Here is a 23,862-nt window from a genome sequence, read left to right as displayed (position 1 = left end):
CGGTCACCCCTTTTGAACTTATGAGCCTGTTATTTTTAGCAAATGAATTTAAATTTACTCGATAATGTTGTTTGCTTGATCTTTAACGAATGCTTTCATCTCGTCAGTAACGGTAATGCCTTGCTCAGCTGCTGCTTTCAAGTTGAAAATGAAGTCAAGCTTCTGTGGCACTGTAACATCCATGTCTGCTGGTTTTTTGCCATTTTTCAAAATCTCAACTGCCATTTGACCAACTTCATAACCATGATCATAATATTTGAAGCCTACTGCCGCAAAAGCACCTTTTTCAACCGTATCACGGTCAGCAGAGAAGAAAGGAATATCATTTTTATTAGCCACTTCAATAATAGCATCAACGCCGCTTACAACCATATTATCCAAAGTGATGTAGATAGCTTCTACACGACCAACTAGTGATTCTGCCGCTTGTTTAACATCTGAAGAGTTCGCAACTGAAGCTTTAACGAGCTTAATGCCATGTTCAGCAAGTGCCTTTTCAGCAATGTCGCCCATTACAACCGCATTTGGTTCTCCTTCATTAATAACAAGGCCCACATTTTTTACATTAGGAAATTGAGCTGCGATAAAATCCATCGTTTGTTTAATGGCATCTGGATTCGTATCAGAAGCACCAGTAACATTTCCTCCTGGAGCTTTCAATTGTGTAACGATTCCTGCATCAATAGGATCTGTAACTGCAGCGAATAATACAGGGATGTCCTTGACTTCATCAGCCAAGCTTTGTGCAGTCGGAGTTGCAATTCCTAATGCAAGGTCACTTTTACTTGATTTAATCTTTTGTGCAATTGTAGCAATATTCGCTTGCTCACCTTGCGCATTATTGAAGTCGATTTTAAGATTTTTGCCTTCTTCAAATCCACCATCTTTTAGTGCTGCAATAAAGCCTTCGCGCGTTGCATCCAATGATGGGTGCTCAACAATTTGTGAGATCGCGATCGTATACTGTTTCTCACTGTTGCCTGAACCCGATTTATTTCCTTCGTTCTCTGTGCCTGCTTTACCTGAGTTTGCACCACATGCTGCAGTTACTACCATAACTGAAGCTAATACCAAGCTAAGTAAAAATTTTCTGTTCATTCTTCAAACCCCTCTCATCATATAAATTCTCTTGTATTGAAGCCGTTTGCAAAAAAACATGTACAGCAAAGCATTATCGCTTTCTATCATTAAAGCCTATGTCTGTGCGTAATGACTTCAATTAATAAGTGAAGGACAAGCTCTACCTACTATTCCTTAATATTAAATGGGCTTACGGCATACAGTCAATGAATAGTTATTTGTAAAATTAAGTAAGAAGCCCTATTGACCGTTTTACATAGAAAAATAAAAAGCCCTCACCGAAGTGAGGGCTTTTGTCATTCATAGCGGCTAAGCCGCAATGAATTATTTTTGGATAGAAGCTACAGCGCCAGCGCCTACAGTACGGCCGCCTTCACGAATAGAGAAACGAGTTCCCTCTTCAACAGCGATTGGAGCGATAAGCTCAACCGTTACAGTGATGTTGTCGCCAGGCATAACCATTTCAGTACCTTCTGGCAAGTTGATGATACCCGTTACGTCAGTTGTACGGAAGTAGAACTGTGGACGGTAACCAGTGAAGAAAGGCTTGTGACGGCCACCCTCTTCTTTAGTTAGAACGTAGATTTGAGCAGTGAAGTTAGTGTGTGGTTTAACCGAACCCGGTTTAGCCAAAACTTGACCACGCTCGATGTTGCTGCGGTCTACACCACGAAGCAAAGCACCTACGTTGTCACCAGCTTGAGCGGAGTCAAGCAATTTACGGAACATTTCAACGCCTGTTACTACGGACTTACGGGATTCTTCAGCAAGACCGATAATTTCGATCTCGTCGCCAACTTTGATAACGCCACGCTCAACACGACCTGTAGCAACAGTACCACGGCCAGTGATTGTGAATACGTCCTCGACAGGCATAAGGAAAGGCTTAGCAGTATCGCGCTCAGGAGTAGGGATATAAGTATCCACTTGCTCGAAAAGCTCGATGATCTTTTCAGCCCAAGGACCATCTGGGTTAGCAAGTGCTTCACGAGCTGCACCACGGATGATTGGAGTGTCGTCGCCTGGGAACTCATACTCAGAAAGAAGGTCACGAACTTCCATTTCAACTAGTTCAAGAAGTTCTTCGTCTTCAACCATGTCGCATTTGTTCAAGAATACAACGATGTAAGGTACGCCTACTTGTTTCGAAAGCAAGATGTGCTCACGAGTTTGTGGCATAGGACCGTCAGTAGCGGAAACTACAAGAATAGCTCCGTCCATTTGAGCAGCACCAGTGATCATGTTTTTTACATAGTCGGCGTGACCTGGGCAGTCAACGTGTGCGTAGTGACGAGCAGGCGTCTCATACTCAACGTGAGCTGTCGAGATCGTGATACCACGCTCGCGCTCTTCTGGAGCTTTATCGATTTGGTCGAATGCGATTGCTGCACCGCCGTATTTTTTGGAAAGTACAGTTGTGATAGCTGCAGTCAAAGTCGTTTTACCGTGATCGACGTGACCGATAGTACCGATATTAACGTGCGGTTTGTTACGTTCAAATTTTGCCTTAGCCATTGAACTTGAGCCTCCTCAATTTAACATCATATTTTTTATGTGTGGCCGACATTTGGCTTGCAAGCAAACCAAAATGACGGCAAAAGCAATTTGTTGAGCGCTAGTCCAAAAACGATTACTCGCCTTTGTTTTTAGCAATAATCTCATCAGAGATTGATTTTGGAACTTCTTCATAGTGAGAAAGCTCCATGGAGAATACGCCGCGTCCTTGTGTACCGGAACGTAGTGTAGTGGAATAACCAAACATCTCGGAGAGAGGCACCTTGGAGCGGATAATTTGTGCACCTGCACGAGTATCCATACCTTCGATACGACCACGACGGGAGTTAAGCATACCCATAACATCGCCCATGTACTCTTCTGGAACAGTAACTTCAACTTTCATGATTGGCTCAAGAAGAACTGGCTTACATTTTTCTTTGGCAGCTTTAAGCGCCATAGAACCTGCAATTTTAAACGCCATCTCCGAGGAGTCAACATCATGGTAAGATCCGTCAACAACAACAGCTTTAACATCAACGAGCGGGAAGCCGGCTACAACACCGTTCTTCATTGACTCTTCGATACCAGCTTGGATTGGAGCGATAAATTCACGAGGAATTGATCCACCAACTGTTTTGTTTTCGAATATGAAGCCTGTACCAGGCTCAAGTGGTGAAAACTCAACCCAACAATGACCGAATTGACCTTTACCACCGGACTGACGAACGAACTTACCTTCAACCTTCGCAGCTTGACGGAACGTTTCACGGTAAGCAACTTGTGGTTTACCAACGTTTGTCTCAACTTTGAATTCGCGGAACATACGGTCAACAAGGATCTCAAGGTGAAGCTCACCCATACCAGAGATAATTGTTTGGTTTGTTTCTTCATCCGTATGTGCACGGAAAGTAGGATCTTCTTCAGCAAGCTTGGAAATAGCGATACCTAGTTTGTCTTGGTCAGCTTTCGTTTTTGGTTCGATAGCAACCGAGATAACCGGCTCTGGGAAGTTCATCGATTCAAGAACGATGATGTGCTTCTCATCACAAAGTGTATCACCAGTAGTCGTATCTTTCAAACCTACAGCTGCAGCGATATCGCCGGAATAAACTTCCGTGATCTCTTGACGGCTGTTTGCGTGCATTTGAAGAATACGTCCAATACGTTCACGTTTGCCTTTTGTTGAGTTAAGGACATACGAACCGGATTTTAGTACACCAGAATACACACGGAAGAAAGTAAGTCTACCAACATAAGGGTCAGTCATGATTTTGAATGCCAAAGCCGCGAAAGGCTCTGTGTCTGAAGATGGACGTTCTCCTTCTTCACCGTCTTCAAGAGTACCTTTGATAGCTGGTACATCAAGAGGTGAAGGCAGGTAATCCACAACAGCATCCAACATCGGTTGAACACCTTTGTTACGGTATGAGGAGCCAGCTACAACTGGGAAGATTTTAACTTCGCAAACACCTTTACGGAGTGCTGCTTTAATTTCTGGAATAGTGATTTCTTCACCTTCCAAATATTTCATCGTTAATTCTTCATCCAATTCTGCTACTTTCTCAATCAATTCCGTACGTAGTGCATCTACTTGCTCTACATACTCAGCTGGAACTTCAACTTTTTCAGGGTCTTTACCAGTATCGTCTTTGTAGATATAAGCTACACGTTCAACGATATCGATAATACCTTTAAAGTCGCTTTCCGCGCCGATTGGAATTTGAATTGCTACGGCATTGGCACCTAGACGCTCACGCATGTCTTTGATTACGTTTAGGTAATCAGCACCAATGATATCCATCTTATTTACGTAGGCAATCCGAGGTACGTTGTAACGGTCAGCCTGACGCCATACGGTTTCAGACTGTGGCTCAACGCCTTCTTTTGCACTGAAAACCCCAACGGCCCCGTCCAATACGCGTAGGGAACGTTCAACTTCAACAGTGAAGTCAACGTGTCCCGGGGTGTCGATAATATTAATGCGGTGTCCATGCCATTGAGCAGTTGTCGCGGCAGACGTAATCGTAATACCGCGCTCTTGTTCCTGTTCCATCCAGTCCATCGTAGCTGCACCTTCGTGCACCTCTCCGATTTTGTGAGTACGGCCCGTGAAGAACAAGATACGCTCAGTAGTTGTTGTTTTACCAGCATCAATATGCGCCATAATCCCGATGTTACGCGTATTTTTCAAGGAGAACTCTCTTGCCATAAAATTGTCTCCTCTCGAATGTAAAAATTCTACCAGCGGTAGTGAGCAAACGCTTTGTTTGCTTCAGCCATTTTGTGAGTATCTTCGCGCTTTTTAACAGCTGCGCCAGTGTTATTGGAAGCATCTGTGATTTCAGCAGCTAAACGCTCTTCCATCGTTTTCTCACCGCGGTTACGTGAGTAGTTCACGAGCCAGCGGAGACCAAGTGCCGTACGGCGCTCTGGTTTAACTTCGATAGGCACTTGATAGTTTGCACCGCCGACACGGCGTGCTTTAACCTCAAGTACAGGCATAATATTTTTCAAAGCAGCTTCGAACACTTCCATCGGATCTTTACCCGTGCGTTCTTGAATCAGTTTGAAAGCATCATACAATAGTGTTTGTGCAACGCCTCTTTTACCGTCAAGCATAATGCGGTTGATTAGGCGCGTTACCAGTTTGCTATTATATAGCGGATCTGGAAGCACATCGCGTTTCGTTACAGGACCTTTGCGTGGCATGAGAAAGTCCCCCTTTCTTCTAATAGTTGCTATTTCTAGCATTTCAATAACCTGTTAAGGTTATGATTATGATTTTTTAGCTTTCGGACGTTTCGTACCGTATTTCGAACGAGCTTGCATACGGTTGTTTACACCTGCAGTATCAAGTGCACCGCGAACGATGTGATAACGTACTCCTGCTAAGTCTTTTACTTTACCACCACGGATCAAAACAACGCTATGCTCTTGCAAGTTGTGTCCGATACCTGGAATGTAAGCCGTAACTTCTAAGCGGTTCGTTAAACGAACACGAGCATATTTACGAAGTGCGGAGTTCGGTTTCCTTGGAGTCATTGTACCTACACGAGTGCACACACCGCGTTTTTGAGGAGCGCTGATGTTTGTAGCTTCACGTTTCAATGCATTGAAACCTTTTTGCAATGCCGGCGATTTCGATTTAACGACTTTCGCTTGGCGTCCTTTACGGACTAGCTGGTTAATAGTTGGCATGTTGCCACCCCCTTCCCTATATTCATGTCTTTTGAAAATATAAGCATTTATAAAGAAGTTGTTTATAAATCAACTTATATTCTTTCGCGTAAGCGGGCTCTTCCCACCAAAAGGCGGCATTAGCTGTTTACGCATGTATGGTAGACATTTTACCTAAAATTAAGCCCACAGATCCAGGCGGATCATAAAAGAACAAACAAAAGTTCTCGCCAGCTAATCATCGTTAAATAATCAACTAACAAAAACGGCTATTGCGTTATTCTTCTTCGGTTACGAGCGCTGCCATCGCGGCCCCAACATCGATGCCGCAGGTTTCCCCAAGCTCTACCATCGTGTCGATCCATTTCATTGGAACTCCCGCCCGCTCACATAGATGAACAATCTTCTCTTTCATCTGCGGATCTGCATCTCGTGCGATATAGACTTTAATGGCTCTTTGTTGCTCGAGCATCTTCGTCGTTTGCTTCGCGCCGACTTTGAATTGCATGATAATCACCTTCAATTCTTCCATTCAGCGAACACACAATTAGGCACACTTCGATATAATATCACCTACTATGTGCTTGTGTCAAGAACCTTCTAGGATAATCACTTGTAAACTTTTTGTAAATGAATTTCATACTGTAAACATATAAAAGAGCGGTCATCTTCCGCTTCCAAGGAAACGGAAGATGTGACGCTCCTTCGATATTAGTTAGTATCCGGTTTTAAGAACATGATCTGTTCAAGCCGACTAGTCGACTGTTACAGCTTCTGTTTCTAGTTCGCCTTCAACTGCAGTAGTTGTTTCATCTTCAAGTCCAGCAAAACGAATGTTACGATAACGGGCCATTCCAGTACCTGCTGGAATCAACTTACCGATAATAACATTTTCCTTGAGTCCAAGCAACTGGTCAACTTTGCCTTTAATAGCTGCATCAGTCAATACACGAGTTGTTTCTTGGAAGGAAGCTGCTGACAAGAACGAATCTGTCTCAAGCGATGCCTTCGTGATACCGAGCAAAACTGGTTTTGCAACAGCTGGTTCGAGATCTGCGAAAATCGCAGTGCGGTTTTGAGCTTCATATTCATGAATATCAACGAACGCACCAGGAAGCAACGTTGTGCCGCCTGCATCTACGATACGAATTTTACGGAGCATTTGTTTAATCATGACCTCAACGTGCTTGTCATTGATTTCTACCCCTTGATTTCGGTAAACGCGCTGTACTTCTTGCAAAATGTAGTTTTGAACGCCACGGATACCTTTGATACGCAGCATATCTTTAGGGTCAATTGAACCGTCCGTCAGCTCATCGCCGGCTTCGATTTGTTGACCTTGCGTTACGCGGATACGCGAACCATAGGTAACAGCATACACTTTCGATTCCGCTTCACCTTGAACCTCGATTTCACGACGGTCCTTAGCTTCACGGATTTCTTTAACCACACCGTCAAGCTCAGAAATAATCGCTTGACCTTTCGGATTACGCGCCTCAAACAACTCTTGGATACGCGGCAAACCTTGTGTGATATCGTCTCCCGCAACGCCGCCCGTATGGAACGTACGCATTGTGAGCTGTGTTCCTGGCTCACCGATGGATTGAGCTGCGATAATACCTACCGCTTCCCCAATCTCAACATGTTTACCAGTTGCAAGGTTACGTCCGTAACAGATCTTACATACGCCATGACGAGCACGGCAGCTTAGTACGGAACGAATTTGCAGTTTTTCAACGCCAGCGTCGATAATTGCATCCGCTTTGTTCGAGTCAATCAACTCACTGCGGTTAACAATAATCTCGCCTGTTTTTGGATTACGAACCGTTTCAAACGCATAGCGGCCTTCAATACGGTCATAAAGATCTTCAATAACCTCTTTACCGTCTTGAATTTTGCTTACAGAGAAGCCTTTATCGGTACCGCAATCTTCTTCACGTACGATTACGTCTTGTGCAACGTCAACAAGTCGACGAGTCAAGTAACCGGAATCGGCAGTACGTAGGGCAGTATCGGCAAGACCTTTCCGCGCTCCGTGAGTAGAAATAAAGTACTCGAGTACTGTAAGACCCTCGCGGAAGTTCGATTTAATTGGCAACTCGATGATACGACCGGATGGATTGGCCATCAAACCACGCATACCGCCAAGCTGTGTAATTTGAGATTTGTTACCCCGTGCTTTGGAGTCCACCATGAGCATGATGTTGTTGTAACGATCCATCGATTTCATAAGAACTTCGGTGATCTCGTCTTTACATTTACCCCAAATTGTAATGATCCGGTCATAACGCTCTTCGTTTGTAATCAAACCACGACGGTATTGATTCATAACGGTAGCAACCTTCTCATCGGAGCGCTTCATGATTTCGTCTTTCTCTTTCGGGATGATAACGTCAGACACGCCGATCGTAATACCAGCCTTAGTCGAGTAAGTGAAACCAAGCTGCTTAATGCGGTCAAGAAGCATCGCAGTAAGCGTAGTGTGGTATTGGCGGAAACATTCTGCAATAACTAATGCAAGATAGTCTTTACCTACCGCACCAGGCGTTTCGATTGCATCCAAGAATTTAGGAAGATCTGCGCCTTTTTCGTAAACGAAATATTTATCTGGTGTACCGTGCAATAGGTTCGTTTTCGTTGCTTCGTTGATATAAGGGAAATCTTCAGGGAAAATTTCGTTGAAGATAACTTTACCAACTGTCGTAACGAGTAACGAGTTTTGCTGCTGCTCGGTGAAGTTAACTTTTTTAAGCACACGAACCGGAATGAAAATTCTGGCGTGCAAGGAAACAATACCACGTTGGTAAGCAGAGATCGCTTCGTTAATGGTACCAAATACGGAACCACTGCCTTTAGCCTCTTTGTTATCCATCGTCAAGTAGAAGCTTCCTAGTACCATATCCTGTGAAGGAGTAACGACCGGTTTGCCGTCTTTCGGGTTAAGGATATTGCCTGATGCAAGCATAAGCAAACGTGCTTCCGCTTGTGCTTCAGCAGACAACGGAACGTGAACGGCCATTTGGTCACCGTCGAAGTCAGCGTTGTAAGCTGTACATACGAGTGGGTGAAGCTTAATTGCGCGACCTTCAACCAAGATAGGCTCAAATGCTTGAATACCTAGTCTGTGAAGTGTCGGGGCACGGTTAAGCAGTACTGGGTGCTCCTTGATTACTTCCTCAAGAACATCCCATACCTCAGGGCTTACGCGTTCAACCTTGCGCTTCGCACTCTTAATATTATGTGCTAGGCCTTTATTAACAAGCTCTTTCATAACGAAAGGCTTGAACAATTCTAGTGCCATTTCCTTAGGAAGACCGCACTGGAACATCTTGAGGTTTGGACCTACTACGATAACCGAACGACCAGAATAGTCAACCCGTTTACCGAGCAAGTTCTGACGGAAACGTCCTTGCTTACCTTTCAGCATATGGCTGAGGGATTTAAGCGGACGGTTACCCGGACCTGTAACAGGGCGACCGCGACGACCGTTATCGATCAATGCGTCAACCGCTTCTTGCAGCATCCGTTTTTCATTTTGCACGATAATATCAGGAGCGCCCAGATCAAGCAAACGCTTCAGACGGTTGTTACGGTTAATAACACGACGATACAAATCATTGAGGTCAGAAGTCGCAAAACGACCGCCATCAAGCTGTACCATCGGACGAAGCTCAGGAGGGATGACAGGAAGCACGTCTAGAATCATCCATTCCGGTTCGTTGCCGGAATTTCGGAATGCTTCTACCACTTCAAGACGTTTGATCGCACGATTGCGTCGTTGTCCTTGAGCAGTACGCAGTTCTTCTTTCAATTGCTCCAATTCTTTGTCAACGTCGATATCTTGCAAAAGTTTTTTAACAGCTTCGGCACCCATACCAGCATGGAATCCATACCCGTATTTCTCACGGTAGCTGCGGTATTCTTTCTCCGATAGAAGTTGTTTCTTCTCAAGTGGGGTATCACCTGGATCCGTCACGACATAGGATGCAAAATAAATGATCTCCTCAAGCGAACGAGGCGACATATCAAGTGCAAGGCCCATACGGCTTGGAATCCCTTTGAAGTACCAAATATGAGAAACTGGAGCTGCTAGCTCGATGTGACCCATACGTTCGCGGCGAACTTTAGCGCGAGTTACTTCAACGCCACAGCGATCACAAACGACACCTTTATAGCGTACACGTTTGTATTTACCGCAATGACATTCCCAGTCTTTTGTAGGTCCAAAAATTTTCTCGCAGAAGAGTCCTTCCTTCTCCGGTTTTAAGGTCCTATAGTTGATCGTCTCCGGCTTTTTAACTTCTCCGCGGGACCACGAGCGAATTTTATCCGGCGATGCCAGACCTATCTTCATATACTCGAAGTTGTTCACGTCCAACAAGGAGCAACCCTCCTCCGTCATGTATGACAATGTCTATCTAATCAGCTAGATTCCGTCATAGGCGCGTGACCATGTGACGGAATCCAGCAACTAGTTTATTCAGTAGCAGTGCCGACCTCGGCACCTTCTATATTGAGGTTGAGCTTATCACCCGTTGCCTCGTCTTCATCATCCATTTCCTTCATTTCGATCTCTTCTTCATTCTCGGATAGAATTTTAACGTCCATACCCAAACTTTGAAGCTCTTTGATCAAAACTTTGAACGATTCCGGAACACCTGGTTCTGGTACGTTTTCGCCTTTGACAATGGATTCGTACGTTTTCACACGACCAACCACGTCATCGGATTTAACAGTCAATATTTCTTGAAGCGTGTACGCAGCGCCATATGCCTCAAGCGCCCATACCTCCATCTCCCCGAAACGTTGTCCACCGAACTGTGCTTTACCACCGAGCGGCTGTTGTGTAACGAGTGAGTAAGGACCAGTGGAACGGGCATGGATTTTATCGTCGACCATGTGCGCCAGTTTGATCATGTACATGACCCCAACTGTAACTTCACGTTCGAAATTCTCGCCTGTCCGTCCGTCATACAGTACGGTTTTACCGTTACGCTGCATGCCTGCTTCTTCCATCGTATCGAAAACGTCATTCTCGCGCGCGCCGTCAAATACCGGCGTTGCGGCGTGGATGCCGAGATGCTTACAAGCCATTCCCAAGTGAACTTCAAGCGCCTGACCGATGTTCATCCGCGACGGTACGCCGAGCGGGTTAAGAACAACTTCTACAGGTGTGCCATCCGGTAGGAAAGGCATATCTTCTTCAGGCATGATACGAGCGATTACCCCTTTGTTACCATGACGTCCGGCCATTTTGTCGCCTTCGGATATTTTCCGTTTTTGAGCAATATAAGCACGAACGAGCTGGTTAACGCCTGGTGGCAATTCGTCGCCATTCTCCCGCGTAAATACTTTAACGTCAACAACGATACCGTCTGTACCATGCGGTACGCGTAGCGATGTATCACGCACTTCACGAGCCTTCTCACCAAAGATAGCGTGCAGCAATCTTTCTTCCGCAGTTAGCTCTGTTACACCCTTAGGCGTTACTTTACCAACTAGGATATCGCCAGCGCCGATTTCAGCTCCGACACGAATGATTCCGCGCTCATCTAGGTTGCGAAGAGCTTCTTCACCGACATTTGGAATGTCGCGTGTAATTTCTTCAGGTCCAAGCTTCGTATCACGAGCCTCAGACTCGTATTCCTCGATGTGAATGGATGTATAAACATCCTCTTTCACTAGCTTTTCACTTAGCAGGATCGCATCCTCATAGTTGTAGCCTTCCCACGTCATGAATGCAACAACGACGTTGCGTCCAAGAGCCAATTCGCCTTTTTCAGTGGAAGGACCATCCGCAAGGATATCACCTTTTTTAATAACGTCGCCTTTACGTACAAGCGGGCGTTGATTGATGCACGTTCCTTGGTTAGAGCGCATAAACTTGTGTAGTTTATGTTTTACCAAGTCACCAGTAACCGGCTTGCCATCGATTTGCTCGACGCGACGAAGCCAGATTTCATTTGCGGAAGAACGTTCGATTATACCGTCATGCTTCGCTACGATACAAACGCCTGAGTCTTTCGCTGCCTTGTGCTCCATACCTGTACCAACAAGTGGTGATCTAGGGATAAGAAGCGGTACCGCTTGACGTTGCATGTTGGATCCCATGAGGGCACGGTTGGAGTCATCGTTTTCCAAGAAAGGAATTAACGCTGTCGCAACAGATACTACCTGTTTAGGCGATACATCCATGTAATCAACGCGATCACTAGGCATAGTCAAAATGTTGTCGGCTTGTTTATTGTAACGAACGATCGTATTCTCTTCTGCAAACTTGTCGTCTGGAGTCAGCTTCGCATTCGCTTGCGCGATTACGTAGTTATCTTCCTCGTCAGCTGTCAGATAAGCGATTTGTTCTGTAACAATTCCAGTCTTCGGATCTACCCAACGATATGGTGCTTCAATGAAGCCATATTCGTTAATACGAGCAAAGGAAGACAAAGAGTTGATCAAACCGATATTCGGTCCCTCTGGCGTCTCGATCGGACACATCCGCCCATAGTGGGAGTGATGGACGTCACGAACTTCAAAGCCCGCGCGTTCCCGAGTCAAACCGCCGGGTCCAAGTGCTGACAAACGACGCTTATGCGTCAATTCAGCAAGCGGATTCGTTTGGTCCATAAACTGGGACAGCTGCGAGGAGCCGAAGAACTCTTTTATAGATGCAATAACCGGACGAATGTTAATTAGCGCTTGCGGCGTAATTGCATTCGCGTCTTGAATGGACATTCTCTCACGCACAACGCGCTCCATACGAGACAGACCGATACGGAATTGGTTTTGAAGCAGCTCGCCAACAGAACGCAGACGACGGTTACCCAGATGATCGATATCATCCGTGCTGCCTACGCCATGAAGCAAGTTGATAAAGTAGTTAATGGAAGAAATGATGTCCGCAGGCGTGATATGCTTGACGGATTTATCAATAATGCCATTCGCAATAACTTTAATTACTTTGCTTTCGTCATATGGCGAGAATACGCTGATCGTTTGTAGTGGAATACTATCAGCATCAAGAACGCCATTAGCTACATGATACGTTTTGAAACCAACATCCTTCTCAAGCTTCTCGAGAATTTCATCAAGCAAGCGGCGGTCAATCATTTGTCCGGACTCAGCAATAATTTCGCCAGTCGCAGGATCAATTAGATTTTCCGCAAGGCGTTGATTAAACAAACGGTTCTTGATGTGAAGTTTTTTGTTTATTTTGTAACGGCCTACGTTGGCCAAGTCATAACGTTTTGGATCAAAGAAACGAGCAACTAGCAAGCTCTTCGCATTATCCAAAGTCGGAGGCTCGCCTGGACGAAGACGCTCATAAATTTCAATAAGCGCTTTTTCAGTCGAATCCGTGTTATCTTTGTCTAGCGTGTTGCGAATGTACTCATCATGGCCTAGCAGTTCAAGAATCTCAGCGTCAGTACCGAATCCAAGCGAACGCAAAAGTACCGTTACCGGTATTTTCCGGGTCCGGTCAATACGAACGTAGATGATATCTTTAGCATCCGTTTCAAGCTCTAGCCAAGCGCCACGGTTAGGAATAACAGTAGCTGTGTAGTTTTTCTTCCCGTTCTTATCGACCTTCGTGCTGAAGTACACACTCGGGGATCGAACCAATTGGCTGACTATGACACGCTCGGCTCCGTTAATAATAAACGTGCCCGTCTCTGTCATAAGCGGGAAATCACCCATGAAAACTTCTTGTTCCTTTACTTCGCCAGTTTCCTTATTGAAAAGTCGCACCTTAACGCGTAAAGGAGCTGCATACGTCACATCGCGCTCTTTTGATTCATCGACCGAATATTTCGGTTCGCCCAAGCTATAGTCGATAAACTCAAGCGATAGATTGCCCGTAAAGTCCGAAATCGGAGAAATATCTTGGAACAACTCAATTAGGTCGCTGTCCAAAAACTTCTCATACGATTTTTGTTGGATTTCAATCAGGTTCGGGACTTCCAGCACCTCGTTGATCCTGGCGTAGCTTCTGCGCGCGCGCCGACCATACTGAACAAGTTGTCCTGCCAACTTAACCTCACCCCTCATGTCTGTATCACAGCATCGATAATCACTGCGTCACTATAGACGAACCAGCCGCCTATATAGTCAAATAAAGAAAAGCCCTTATCGAATGGTTCGAAAAAAGAGCATGTTCCGGCAGTTAACTAATCACAGCGCGGCCGTGACAGTCTCATATCAAATAATTTTGCCCAAAACGTAAACATTATACGTCAAATGTGTAAAACTTATGCATTCCGCGCTTTAAATTTACACTTGACATTTTAGTTAACTAAAGAGATCGAGCCCAATTTAATGCTGACATTTTATAATCTTACCATATCGCAAATGTCAAGTCAATAAATATTATTCAGTTTTCAAACATATTTTCTAAACATATTTTTCTCTAATTTTCTAAGCTTTTACAGCTCGGAAAATACGGTAGCCTTTATCCTTCGTTACTTCTTCTACATCTGCAAATAATGACTCTAATTTAGCTTTCGCCGAAGGTGCCCCTTGCTTCTTCTGTATGACAACCCACATGCTGCCGCCTTGTTCGAGCAATTCATAACCTTCTTCAAAAATCCGATGAACGACTGACTTCCCCGCCCTGATAGGCGGATTTGTAACGATGACATCGAACTTCATTTGCTTAACTGCTTCAAATAGATCACTTTGCAAAACGGTAACATTAGATATCTGGTTAAGCTTTGCGTTCTCACGCGAAAGCTCTACCGCTCTTTCATTTATATCAATCATCGTTACTTGCCCATGCTCAGCGAGTTTTGCTGATGTTAATCCAATAGGACCATAACCACAGCCAACATCAAGAATGTTTGCATTTGCATTCAGCTCCAAAGCATCGATCAATACCTGACTCCCGTAATCAACTCCTGATTTCGAGAATACACCGGCATCCGTCATAAACTTCAAAGAAAAGCCTCGGAGAATTGCTTCATGAACTTGACGATTATGCTTAACATCTGGGCTCTGTGAGTAATAGTGATTCGACATTATTCATCACTCCCCGCTATTCCATATTGCATCGAGTATATTGATATCGCCTTGCTTCAGCGAAAAAATACTCGATTCTCGTTGAAGGATAAGAATGTACAAGCCAAAAACTTGCACATTCTTATCCTTCAACATACAACGAGCCCCTTGAAACCTGACGTTTCAAGGGGCTCGCCGGCCGATTCATCATTCAATCGCATGATCAGCTTATTTTATTGAAAGAAATACTACTTAACTTCTACGGAAGCGCCAGCTTCAGTAAGCTTAGCTGCAACAGCTTCTGCTTCTTCTTTAGCAACTTTCTCTTTAACTGCTTTAGGAGCGCTATCAACCAAGTCTTTCGCTTCTTTCAGGCCAAGACCTGTGATTTCGCGAACAACTTTGATTACGTTGATTTTTGAAGCGCCAGCGCCGTTAAGGATAACGTCAAATTCAGTTTGCTCAGCTTCTACAGCTGCGCCAGCACCTGCTGCTGCTACTGGAGCTGCTGCAGTTACGCCGAATTCTTCTTCAATTGCTTTAACAAGATCGTTCAGTTCAAGAACGTTCATAACTTTAATCGCTTCTAAGATTTGTTCTTTAGACATGATTATACCTCCGGGAATATGGTTTATTTTTTTTGGTTTATCCTACAGCCGACTTGCGTCGGTTCATTACTATAAGGGACTCTTGAAAAAAATTAAGCTTGTGCTTCTTGTTTCTCGCCGACTGCTTTAACTGCAAGCGCGAAGTTGCGCACTGGAGCTTGCAATACGCTGAGGAGCATAGAGAGCAAACCGTCGCGGGACGGAAGTTCCGCAAGAGCTTTAATTTCTTCTTGAGATACGACTTTACCTTCAACAACGCCGCCTTTAAGTTTCAAAGCATCGTTTTTCTTAGCGAAATCGTTCAAAATTTTAGCTGGAGCAACAGCGTCTTCTTTACCGAATGCAATTGCTGTAGGACCTGTAAGAATGTTGTTCAATTCTACATAATCCGTACCTTCAGTTGCGCGACGAACGAGCGAGTTTTTAAGAACTTGGAATTCAATTCCTGCTTCACGAAGTTGTTTCCGAAGTTCAGTTACTTGAGCAACGTTCAATCCACGATAGTCAGCTACTACTGTGCTTGAGCTATTAGCAATTTTTGCCGCGATTACGGCAACTGCCTCTTGTTTCTCTTGGATGATATTTGCGTTAGCCAAACTGTACACCTCCCGTAATAGTATACATTCCGTTAATTACGACGGGCTTTCCACGCCTCGATGCATGAGAAAGGCCTTCGCAGACACTGCGAAGGCCATGATGTCGTTATCGCGCATCAACCCTAAAGGATCGAATGTTGCTTACAAACGTTTTATCATAACACCTCGGTAGGAAATTAAGCCTTAAGGCACCTACTGTCTACGGTATGCGTATTCGAATTTAGTTCCGTTCTTCTTAGCGGTAAGCCGCTGTAGAAACACGAGCGCCAGGGCCCATTGTTGAAGAAACGGCAATGTTTTTCAGGTAAACACCTTTTGACGCAGCCGGTTTAGCACGATTAAGTGCATCGATCAATGATTTGAGATTCTCGTTGAGTTTCTCAGCATCGAAAGATACTTTACCGATTGGCGCATGGATTTGACCTGCTTTATCAAGACGGTATTCAATCTTACCGGCTTTGATTTCTTGAACGGCTTTAGCAACGTCAAACGTTACTGTACCAGCTTTAGGGTTCGGCATCAAGCCTTTACCACCAAGGATACGTCCAAGTTTACCAACTTCAGCCATCATGTCCGGCGTTGCTACGCAAACGTCGAATTCGAACCAGCCTTGTTGGATTTTGTTGATCATGTCTGCATCGCCGACAAAATCAGCGCCCGCAGCTTCCGCTTCTTTCACTTTTTCGCCTTTTGCGAAAACGAGAACGCGTTTAGTTTTACCAGTGCCGTGTGGTAGTACAACTACGCCACGAACAGCTTGGTCTTGTTTACGTGGGTCTACACCCAAACGAACTGCTACTTCAACGGACTCGTCGAATTTAGCTGTTGCAGCCTTCTTAACAAGCTCAATCGCTTCTAGAGGCTCGTAAGTTGCTTCGCTATCAAATAGCTTAGCAGCTTCTACATATTTTTTACCTTGTTTAGCCATTGTAATTTCCTCCTCATGTGGTTGTAGCGGAAAATCCTCCTAGGGATGATCCTCCCACTCGCGAAAGCCGAAGCTATCGCAAAGCAAGCTACCTCGCGGTATTAGTCAACAATAGTTACGCCCATGCTGCGAGCAGTACCTTCAACCATACGCATTGCTGATTCTACAGACGCTGCGTTAAGATCCGGCATTTTTTGCTCAGCGATTTCGCGAACTTTGTCACGTTTTACAGTAGCGACCTTTTTCTTGTTCGGTTCGCCTGAACCTTTTTCGATACCAGCTGCGACGCGAAGCAATACTGCTGCCGGCGGCGTTTTTGTTTCGAAAGTGAAAGAACGGTCTTCAAATACTGTAATAACAACCGGAATAATCAAGCCTGCTTGATCTGCGGTACGAGCATTAAACTCTTTACAAAACGCCATGATGTTAACGCCTGCTTGACCAAGTGCTGGACCGATCGGCGGCGCTGGGTTTGCTTTACCTGCAGGAACTTGCAATTTGACCATCTTGATGACCTTTTTTGCCATGCCTGACACACCTCCTAACCCTTTATTCCATGCGTAAATAGCATCCGCCTCCGCAAGGGGGCATTGCTATTTCGCGTCCAAACCTCCACTAGTTTAACCCAGTGGGTTCGGAAACCAGATATTATATCTTTTCCACTTGAGTGTAATCCAGCTCTAGTGGGGTCTCCCTGCCAAACATGTTTACATGAACCTTCAACTTCGCTTTGTCCAGCAAAATTTCTTCTACTGTACCAACAAAATCTGCGAAAGGACCCACTTTGACGCGAACCGTTTCTTTCAAATCGAACTCGATTTTCGGTTTTGGTTCTTCCATGCCCATGTGTTTGAGTATTTGCTCAACCTCATCTGGCAATAGAGGAATCGGTTTTGAACCGGAACCTGTTGATCCTACGAATCCAGTTACACCTGGTGTATTTCGAACAACGTACCATGAATCGTCGGTTTGAACCATTTCCACAAGAACATAGCCGGGGTAGACCTTACGTTGGACAGTCTTCTTCTTACCATCCTTCTCTACCACTTCTTCTTCCATAGGAACAAGCACACGGAAAATCTTATCTTCCATGCCCATTGATTCAACACGGCGTTCCAAATTGGCTTTCACCTTGTTCTCATAACCTGAGTAGGTATGCACGACGTACCATCTTTTTTCCATCACAAATCCACCTTTGGACCCTTCTTAAACAATGAGTTCAACCAGAGACGAGATCCCGATGTCAAGAAGCCAGAAGTAAATAGTCACAAGCGTAATCGTGAGCAAAACCACGATCGAATAGCTTGTCAACTCTTTACGGCTTGGCCAGCGAACCTTCTTAAGTTCCGCCCAGCTGTCGGCAAAAAAACTAAACGTTGTACCAAAGCTTTGCTTTAGTTTAGCCAAAAATGCCACGTTCACACCTCCAATTGACTATCTCGTCTCGCGATGAGGAGTCTGCTCGTTACAGAACTTGCAAAACTTCTTCAACTCGATGCGGTCGGGGTGATTGCGTTTGTTCTTGCTGCTCGCATAGTTTCTCTGTTTGCAGTTTGTGCATGCCAACGTGATAATTACCCGCATTGAATTACACCTCCCGAACTGCTACAAAATACGAATCATGAAGCTCTATATGAAAGTTCATTGATTCCAACGCCAAAACGAAATAAAACCTCGATTTTAGGCCTACCTAAACACTTTATCATACAGCAATTTTGATGTCAATGTAAAAGATAAGTGTTAAGCCTGTGAATGATTGGAAACAAAAGCGCCATCGGTCTCGTATCTACCAGTATAGTCTACTTTTGTCCGTTTAAAACTAAAAGGACCGTATATTCCACCTAGACACCGCCAGATGGAAGACAGTCCTCGTAAAAATGATTTACGTATAAATGCGGCTAGCCGCTAATGTCTCTGACTTCCAAGTAACGTTCGAGCTTGCGTTTCACCCTTTGAAGAGCGTTGTCGATAGATTTCACATGTCTATCCAAATCAACAGCAATTTCCTGATAGGACCTTCCATCCAAATAAAGCATAAGCACCTTGCGTTCAAGGTCGCTTAATATTTCGGACATCTTATCTTCAAGGCCAATGAATTCTTCTTGATTAATAATTAATTCTTCTGGATCAGATACTCGCGTACCACAAATGACATCCAGCAGTGTGCGATCCGAATCTTCATCATAAATGGGCTTATCTAGCGAAACGTAGGAATTTAGCGGAATGTGTTTCTGACGCGTGGCTGTTTTGATGGCGGTAATAATTTGCCTGGTTATACACAATTCAGCAAAGGCTTTGAAGCTTGCTAGCTTGTCCCCTTTAAAATCTCGAATTGCCTTATAAAGACCAATCATACCCTCCTGCACGATATCTTCACGATCCGCACCGATAAGAAAATACGAGCGCGCTTTGGCTCTCACAAAATTCTTATACTTGTTTATCAAATATTCCAACGCTATGCTATCACCATTGCGGACCGCTTCGACGATATCCTCGTCCGTACTGCTGTCATACTCGAGCGTACTCCATTCTTTGAGGTCGATACTCACGAACTATCCCTCCGGCCTGCAAGGCGTACACCGCTAGATTCTTATTCACGCAAACCTATCTGATTGAACTCAAAGTCTGAGCTCAAACAGCGTTTCACGTCGAAAGATAAGAATGTATACTGAACAAAATCAACACGTTCTTATCGCTAATAATAGAGTCAGTATACATTATGTAACCTTACACCGTCAACCAATCTGAGCCCCGACAACCACAGATATACTGGGAATTTTGTAACTTAGTGGAATGATCCGAGTCAATCATTCTAAATCTATTTGAAGATTATCGCTTTTCCAATCTTTTATTTCTCTCCGCGCCGAAGTTTCTCCAGCTGGCTTCGAACCTCTAAACTAATTCTGCCGTCTACTGAATTCCGTTTTCCCGGCTGTTCCTCACGGAGTGTCTGCTCGATATTTTTGCGATTCTGGCCTATATCAATAAGCAATTCCCGTGCCGATACACGAAGCGCACCTTTACCGAATGCCACATGCTGCTCGACCAAATCCGAAGTGGCTACATATATATTTCTGCGTCTGACGAACAGCTCCGAGCATAAACGCTCGATGCATTCATCAGCTGTTTCCTTCTCTTTTGTGTAAACGATAGTCAGCCTGTGGTGCCTGTAAGTAGCGCCTAATCCAGGCACCTGATGCGCATCAAACACAACATACACTTTCATTCCTGTAAAACCTTGATAATCCGCCATTAAATCGAGCAATTTATCCCGCGCTTCTTCCAGATCATGTTCCTTCAGCTTCTCGAGTACCGGCCAAGCGCCAATTATGTTATAACCGTCGACTAATAAAATATCGTCGCGCCGGTTCATAACCTAAATGCTCCGGCGCTGCCGAACGACCTCATACATAAGAACACCAGCTGCAACGGAAGCATTTAGCGAGTTCAACTGACCAAGCATAGGAAGTTTAACGAGAAAATCACATTTCTCCTTAATCAGTCTTCCCATGCCTTTACTCTCGTTGCCTATAACGACAACCAGCGGCATGTCGAATTTCATTTTATAAACATCCTGCTTTGCACTTACATCGGTTCCCGCTACCCATACGCCCGCTTCCTTCAGCCTATCGATCGTTTGCGCCAAATTAGTAACGCGTGCAACCGGCACATGCTCAGCAGCACCCGCAGATGTTTTAAGCACCGTAGCCGTCAGCCCTGCTGCACGACGTTTTGGAATGATAACGCCATGTACGCCTGTGCATTCCGCTGTCCGCAATATAGAGCCCAAATTATGAGGATCTTCGATTTCATCCAATAGCAAAATAAATGGAACCTCGTCCCGTTGTTTTGCTCGTTCCAGAATGTCCTCAACATCCACATAAGCGAAAGCCGCTGCCTGAGCGACAACTCCCTGATGCGTAACTCCAGGGGCTAAGCTGTCGAGCTTCCGCTTGTCGACAAACTGTACGATGATACCGGATTTCTTAGCTTCCGCTACAATGGGCTGCGTTAACGTTTTTTGAGCACCGTCAGCAATCCATATTTTATTAATTTCTCGTCCGGAACGCAGTGCTTCCAACACAGGATGTTTACCGGCTATCATTTCATCTTGATCTTGAATCGTTTCTTCTGTCATCGGTAACCCTCCTTTATTTTTTCATTTACAAAATAGCTTCATGAGCCTTGTTAATTCTCATGCTTCTTTATTGCAATGGCAAATAGTTCATGTATTCTTTCGATTCGGCCTTCATAATAAAGAAATCCAACCAAGCTCTCCAACGCTGTTGCTAGACGATAATCAGCTAAATCAGCGTTTTTGGGAGGCGCTCCCGATTTTGAATTGCGGCCTCGGCGGACGATGTCCGCCTCCTCCTCGGTTAAATGCGGCTGCCAGAGATCCAATGTTTTCTTTTGTCCTTTGGCAGAAACAAATTTTGTTGCCTCACGGTGAAGGTGATGCGATTTCTGATTCGGCAGCGAAATAAAATATTGTCTTACAAGAAGCTCAAACACAGCATCGCCCATATAAGCGAGAACGACCGGATTCATCAGCTGCGGTGACTTGGACGGCGGGTAAAAGAGCAAGCGGTTCGTATCGATATGCTCGCTCATTTACGCCGCCAGCGGATACCTTGCGGTGTATCCTCAAGGACGATGTTTTTCTCTATGAGCAAATCACGAATTTCATCCGCTCTAGCCCAGTTTTTGGACTGGCGAGCTTCGGTCCGCTCCACTATAAGCTGTTCGATATCCGCATCCAGCAGTTCAGCGTCCGCTTGTTGCTGCGGCAGCAAGCCAAGTACAGCATCCATACGCTCAAACAAAGTAAGCAAAGCATAAATCGCTTCAGCAGAGGCGTCTGCACGATTCAAATATTGATTAGCCTCAGCTACCAAATCAAACACCGTTGTAATCGCATCAGGGGTGTTGAAATCATCGCTCATTTTGGCATGGAATTGTTCATGAATCACTTTTAGTCTTGCATCCAGCGCTTCGTCGCCAGAAGGGACAAGTCCGTTGCCACTGCCTGCCGCCTCATTTAGCTTGCCTTCAAACGATGAAAGCCTATGCTTTAGATTCGCTGCACTGTTTGCAATCCGCTCTACGCTGTTCTCAGCTTGTGCAACCGTGTCATCACTGAAGTTGAGTGGACTGCGGTAGTGTGTAGAGAGCATAAAATAACGAATCGCATGAGGTTTAACCCGCTTCACCAGCTCATGCACCGAAATGCCATTGCCAAGCGATTTGGACATTTTCTCATTATTTATATGAATATAGCCGTTATGCATCCAATAGTTCGCCAGCGGTTTGCCTGTCAGCGCCTCAGATTGCGCAACCTCGCATTCATGATGCGGAAACTGCAAATCATGACCGCCGCCATGGATATCAAGAGTATCCCCAAGATATGCGCGAGCCATAGCCGAGCATTCGATATGCCAGCCTGGGCGTCCATCGCCAAAAGGGCTTTCCCATTTGATTTCGCCCGGCTTAGCGCCTTTCCATAATACAAAATCCTGTTGATTCTCTTTGCGGTCGCCAATCTCTACTCGAATACCGAATTGAAGCTCTTCAATATTCTGATGAGAGAGCTTGCCGTAATCTGCGAATGCAGACGTACGATAATAAACGTCTCCGTCACTCATATAAGCATAGCCTTTATCTATCAAGCCTTGAATAAACGCAACGATTTGTGGAATATGCTCCGTTACCCTTGGATTAAGTGTCGCCTTATGAACACCCAGCGATTCGATATCTGCATAAAATGCCGCAATAAACGTCTCCGCTACTTCAGGGACTGTCGTACCAAGCTGTTCTGCTTTACGAATCAGCTTATCATCGACATCTGTAAAGTTAACCACATATTGAACTTCATTACCTACGTCCTCCAAATAACGACGAACAACGTCAAAGAAAATAACCGGACGAGCGTTTCCAATATGAATGTAGTCATAAACGGTTGGACCGCAAACGTACATTTTCACCTTACCTGGCTCTTGCGATACAAAAGGCTCTTTTAGCCGCGATACTGTATTATAAATGGATACTGTCATTTTCGCATTTCTCCTCCAGCTACAGGATTCCGAAGCTTATCGAGCTCGGATTTTAATTCGTCTATTTCCTTCTGCATTGTACGGAACATTTCGATGACCGGATCGGGCAGCTTCGTATGATCAAGTCGATCGCCTACACGCTCGCCGTTTCTTTTGACCACGCGTCCCGGGTTTCCAACTACCGTACAATTGGCAGGAACCTCTCTGAGTACAACCGCGTTTGATCCTATGTTAGAAAATTCGCCCACTTGAAATGAGCCGAGCACCTTCGCTCCTGAGCCAATAACTACATTATTGCCAATTGTAGGGTGACGCTTCCCTTTTTCTTTACCCGTTCCGCCAAGAGTTACTCCCTGATAAATAACGACATCATCGCCAATCTCACAGGTTTCACCAATGACGACACCCATGCCATGATCGATAAACAATCGCTCGCCGATACGGGCACCTGGATGAATTTCGATGCCAGTCATAAAGCGGCTAACCTGGGAGATCAAGCGCGCTGTAGTATACCAACCTCTACGGTATAAGGGATGGGCAATGCGATGCGCCCAAATAGCGTGCACACCTGAATAGGTGAAAATAACCTCGAAGCGACTGCGAGCAGCCGGATCATTCTCAAAAACAGCTAGTATGTCCGATCGAAAATGACGAAACATAAACAATGCTCCTTTTTCCTACGCTCATAAATTTCTAATAAAAGAAAAGCCTCTGCAGCATAATATGCTGCAGAGGCGTGTGATCTCGCGGTTCCACTCTGCTTGAATAATTCGACAGCTATCCTTGCTGAAGTTTATTCACCTTAAGGTCTTTAACGCAGACGATACGTTGCTGCCTACCCTGTCCAGCCAAATATATGCCAATATAGCCGATTAAGCGTCGCCGCCATCCTCATCATTGCGCATTACCTGCTGACACAGCTCGGAACAAAG

At 45.0% G+C, this 23,862-nt stretch carries 23 protein-coding genes and 1 other annotated feature; all 23 genes read right to left on the bottom strand.

Annotation, left to right across the window (positions count from 1 at the left end):
• Positions 1 to 54: 54 nt before the first annotated feature.
• A complete protein-coding gene (locus AC1DM9_RS31775; protein ID WP_076271432.1) occupies positions 55 to 1,098 on the bottom strand; it encodes an ABC transporter substrate-binding protein in 1,044 nt (347 codons plus the stop codon).
• 306 nt (positions 1,099 to 1,404) lie between these two features.
• The gene (gene tuf / locus AC1DM9_RS31770) at positions 1,405 to 2,595 is read right to left on the bottom strand and encodes an elongation factor Tu (RefSeq protein ID WP_076271433.1); all 1,191 of its coding nucleotides are present in this window, start codon (positions 2,593 to 2,595) and stop codon (positions 1,405 to 1,407) included.
• Between the two features lie 115 nt (positions 2,596 to 2,710).
• Complete coding sequence (gene fusA / locus AC1DM9_RS31765) at positions 2,711 to 4,786, bottom strand: elongation factor G (protein WP_441885619.1); 2,076 nt, start codon at positions 4,784 to 4,786, stop codon at positions 2,711 to 2,713.
• A gap of 29 nt (positions 4,787 to 4,815) precedes the next feature.
• Positions 4,816 to 5,286 carry a 30S ribosomal protein S7 gene (gene rpsG / locus AC1DM9_RS31760; protein WP_028609662.1) on the bottom strand — a complete coding sequence of 157 codons (471 nt, stop codon included), beginning with the start codon at positions 5,284 to 5,286 and terminating at the stop codon, positions 4,816 to 4,818.
• A gap of 66 nt (positions 5,287 to 5,352) precedes the next feature.
• Positions 5,353 to 5,775 carry a 30S ribosomal protein S12 gene (gene rpsL, locus AC1DM9_RS31755; RefSeq protein ID WP_441885615.1) on the bottom strand — a complete coding sequence of 141 codons (423 nt, stop codon included), beginning with the start codon at positions 5,773 to 5,775 and terminating at the stop codon, positions 5,353 to 5,355.
• Between the two features lie 256 nt (positions 5,776 to 6,031).
• Entirely contained in the window at positions 6,032 to 6,286 is a 255-nt protein-coding gene (locus AC1DM9_RS31750) for a ribosomal L7Ae/L30e/S12e/Gadd45 family protein (protein WP_477583999.1), read from the bottom strand.
• A gap of 222 nt (positions 6,287 to 6,508) precedes the next feature.
• Positions 6,509 to 10,135: a DNA-directed RNA polymerase subunit beta' gene (gene rpoC / locus AC1DM9_RS31745; protein ID WP_441885610.1), complete on the bottom strand. Its 3,627-nt coding sequence runs from the start codon at positions 10,133 to 10,135 to the stop codon at positions 6,509 to 6,511.
• Between the two features lie 95 nt (positions 10,136 to 10,230).
• Entirely contained in the window at positions 10,231 to 13,782 is a 3,552-nt protein-coding gene (gene rpoB / locus AC1DM9_RS31740) for a DNA-directed RNA polymerase subunit beta (RefSeq protein WP_477583997.1), read from the bottom strand.
• Positions 13,783 to 14,166: 384 nt separating this feature from the next.
• Entirely contained in the window at positions 14,167 to 14,766 is a 600-nt protein-coding gene (locus AC1DM9_RS31735) for a class I SAM-dependent methyltransferase (protein WP_339205294.1), read from the bottom strand.
• A gap of 6 nt (positions 14,767 to 14,772) precedes the next feature.
• Positions 14,773 to 14,901: a hypothetical protein gene (locus tag AC1DM9_RS31730; protein WP_441885604.1), complete on the bottom strand. Its 129-nt coding sequence runs from the start codon at positions 14,899 to 14,901 to the stop codon at positions 14,773 to 14,775.
• A 92-nt stretch (positions 14,902 to 14,993) separates the two neighbouring features.
• Positions 14,994 to 15,353 carry a 50S ribosomal protein L7/L12 gene (rplL, locus tag AC1DM9_RS31725; protein ID WP_076271439.1) on the bottom strand — a complete coding sequence of 120 codons (360 nt, stop codon included), beginning with the start codon at positions 15,351 to 15,353 and terminating at the stop codon, positions 14,994 to 14,996.
• Positions 15,354 to 15,445: 92 nt separating this feature from the next.
• Positions 15,446 to 15,949 (bottom strand): 50S ribosomal protein L10, encoded by a 504-nt coding sequence (rplJ, locus tag AC1DM9_RS31720; RefSeq protein WP_054025338.1) that lies wholly within the window; start codon positions 15,947 to 15,949, stop codon positions 15,446 to 15,448.
• A gap of 57 nt (positions 15,950 to 16,006) precedes the next feature.
• Positions 16,007 to 16,172 (bottom strand) — a sequence feature (ribosomal protein L10 leader region).
• Positions 16,173 to 16,184: 12 nt separating this feature from the next.
• Complete coding sequence (gene rplA, locus AC1DM9_RS31715) at positions 16,185 to 16,877, bottom strand: 50S ribosomal protein L1 (protein WP_076271440.1); 693 nt, start codon at positions 16,875 to 16,877, stop codon at positions 16,185 to 16,187.
• Positions 16,878 to 16,978: 101 nt separating this feature from the next.
• A complete protein-coding gene (gene rplK / locus AC1DM9_RS31710) occupies positions 16,979 to 17,404 on the bottom strand; it encodes a 50S ribosomal protein L11 (protein WP_054025340.1) in 426 nt (141 codons plus the stop codon).
• 121 nt (positions 17,405 to 17,525) lie between these two features.
• Positions 17,526 to 18,059 (bottom strand): transcription termination/antitermination protein NusG, encoded by a 534-nt coding sequence (nusG, locus tag AC1DM9_RS31705; RefSeq protein ID WP_054025341.1) that lies wholly within the window; start codon positions 18,057 to 18,059, stop codon positions 17,526 to 17,528.
• A 24-nt stretch (positions 18,060 to 18,083) separates the two neighbouring features.
• A complete protein-coding gene (gene secE, locus AC1DM9_RS31700; RefSeq protein WP_053373883.1) occupies positions 18,084 to 18,293 on the bottom strand; it encodes a preprotein translocase subunit SecE in 210 nt (69 codons plus the stop codon).
• 18 nt (positions 18,294 to 18,311) lie between these two features.
• The gene (gene rpmG, locus AC1DM9_RS31695; RefSeq protein ID WP_015847242.1) at positions 18,312 to 18,461 is read right to left on the bottom strand and encodes a 50S ribosomal protein L33; all 150 of its coding nucleotides are present in this window, start codon (positions 18,459 to 18,461) and stop codon (positions 18,312 to 18,314) included.
• A 314-nt stretch (positions 18,462 to 18,775) separates the two neighbouring features.
• Positions 18,776 to 19,426 carry an RNA polymerase sporulation sigma factor SigH gene (gene sigH, locus AC1DM9_RS31690; protein WP_053373882.1) on the bottom strand — a complete coding sequence of 217 codons (651 nt, stop codon included), beginning with the start codon at positions 19,424 to 19,426 and terminating at the stop codon, positions 18,776 to 18,778.
• Between the two features lie 299 nt (positions 19,427 to 19,725).
• Positions 19,726 to 20,250, bottom strand: a complete 525-nt coding sequence (locus AC1DM9_RS31685; RefSeq protein ID WP_477512334.1) for an NYN domain-containing protein — start codon at positions 20,248 to 20,250, stop codon at positions 19,726 to 19,728.
• Positions 20,251 to 20,253: 3 nt separating this feature from the next.
• On the bottom strand, positions 20,254 to 21,015 hold the full coding sequence (gene rlmB / locus AC1DM9_RS31680; RefSeq protein ID WP_076271442.1) for a 23S rRNA (guanosine(2251)-2'-O)-methyltransferase RlmB: 762 nt from the start codon (positions 21,013 to 21,015) through the stop codon (positions 20,254 to 20,256).
• 50 nt (positions 21,016 to 21,065) lie between these two features.
• Positions 21,066 to 21,491, bottom strand: coding sequence for a Mini-ribonuclease 3 (locus AC1DM9_RS31675; protein ID WP_076271443.1), 426 nt, complete (start codon positions 21,489 to 21,491; stop codon positions 21,066 to 21,068).
• Positions 21,488 to 22,930: a cysteine--tRNA ligase gene (gene cysS / locus AC1DM9_RS31670; RefSeq protein ID WP_441885595.1), complete on the bottom strand. Its 1,443-nt coding sequence runs from the start codon at positions 22,928 to 22,930 to the stop codon at positions 21,488 to 21,490. The genes AC1DM9_RS31675 and cysS overlap by 4 nt, the downstream gene beginning before the upstream one ends.
• The gene (gene cysE, locus AC1DM9_RS31665) at positions 22,927 to 23,589 is read right to left on the bottom strand and encodes a serine O-acetyltransferase (RefSeq protein ID WP_477512332.1); all 663 of its coding nucleotides are present in this window, start codon (positions 23,587 to 23,589) and stop codon (positions 22,927 to 22,929) included. The genes cysS and cysE overlap by 4 nt, the downstream gene beginning before the upstream one ends.
• Between the last annotated feature and the right edge of the window lie 273 nt (positions 23,590 to 23,862).

This window comes from Paenibacillus sp. 01T431 (assembly GCF_056398625.1).
Note: the sequence above shows the minus strand (reverse complement) of the source record. Positions and strands in the feature narration are given on the sequence as shown.

Coding starts and splice junctions, on each gene's coding strand:
- AC1DM9_RS31775 (WP_076271432.1), bottom strand. CDS start 1,098: ATGAACAGAAAATTTTTACTTAGCTTGGTATTAGCTTCAGTTATGGTA.
- tuf (WP_076271433.1), bottom strand. CDS start 2,595: ATGGCTAAGGCAAAATTTGAACGTAACAAACCGCACGTTAATATCGGT.
- fusA (WP_441885619.1), bottom strand. CDS start 4,786: ATGGCAAGAGAGTTCTCCTTGAAAAATACGCGTAACATCGGGATTATG.
- rpsG (WP_028609662.1), bottom strand. CDS start 5,286: ATGCCACGCAAAGGTCCTGTAACGAAACGCGATGTGCTTCCAGATCCG.
- rpsL (WP_441885615.1), bottom strand. CDS start 5,775: ATGCCAACTATTAACCAGCTAGTCCGTAAAGGACGCCAAGCGAAAGTC.
- AC1DM9_RS31750 (WP_477583999.1), bottom strand. CDS start 6,286: ATGGAAGAATTGAAGGTGATTATCATGCAATTCAAAGTCGGCGCGAAG.
- AC1DM9_RS31735 (WP_339205294.1), bottom strand. CDS start 14,766: ATGTCGAATCACTATTACTCACAGAGCCCAGATGTTAAGCATAATCGT.
- AC1DM9_RS31730 (WP_441885604.1), bottom strand. CDS start 14,901: ATGTTGAAGGATAAGAATGTGCAAGTTTTTGGCTTGTACATTCTTATC.
- rplL (WP_076271439.1), bottom strand. CDS start 15,353: ATGTCTAAAGAACAAATCTTAGAAGCGATTAAAGTTATGAACGTTCTT.
- rplA (WP_076271440.1), bottom strand. CDS start 16,877: ATGGCTAAACAAGGTAAAAAATATGTAGAAGCTGCTAAGCTATTTGAT.
- rplK (WP_054025340.1), bottom strand. CDS start 17,404: ATGGCAAAAAAGGTCATCAAGATGGTCAAATTGCAAGTTCCTGCAGGT.
- nusG (WP_054025341.1), bottom strand. CDS start 18,059: ATGGAAAAAAGATGGTACGTCGTGCATACCTACTCAGGTTATGAGAAC.
- rpmG (WP_015847242.1), bottom strand. CDS start 18,461: ATGCGGGTAATTATCACGTTGGCATGCACAAACTGCAAACAGAGAAAC.
- AC1DM9_RS31685 (WP_477512334.1), bottom strand. CDS start 20,250: ATGAACCGGCGCGACGATATTTTATTAGTCGACGGTTATAACATAATT.
- rlmB (WP_076271442.1), bottom strand. CDS start 21,015: ATGACAGAAGAAACGATTCAAGATCAAGATGAAATGATAGCCGGTAAA.
- AC1DM9_RS31675 (WP_076271443.1), bottom strand. CDS start 21,491: ATGAGCGAGCATATCGATACGAACCGCTTGCTCTTTTACCCGCCGTCC.
- cysS (WP_441885595.1), bottom strand. CDS start 22,930: ATGACAGTATCCATTTATAATACAGTATCGCGGCTAAAAGAGCCTTTT.
- cysE (WP_477512332.1), bottom strand. CDS start 23,589: ATGTTTCGTCATTTTCGATCGGACATACTAGCTGTTTTTGAGAATGAT.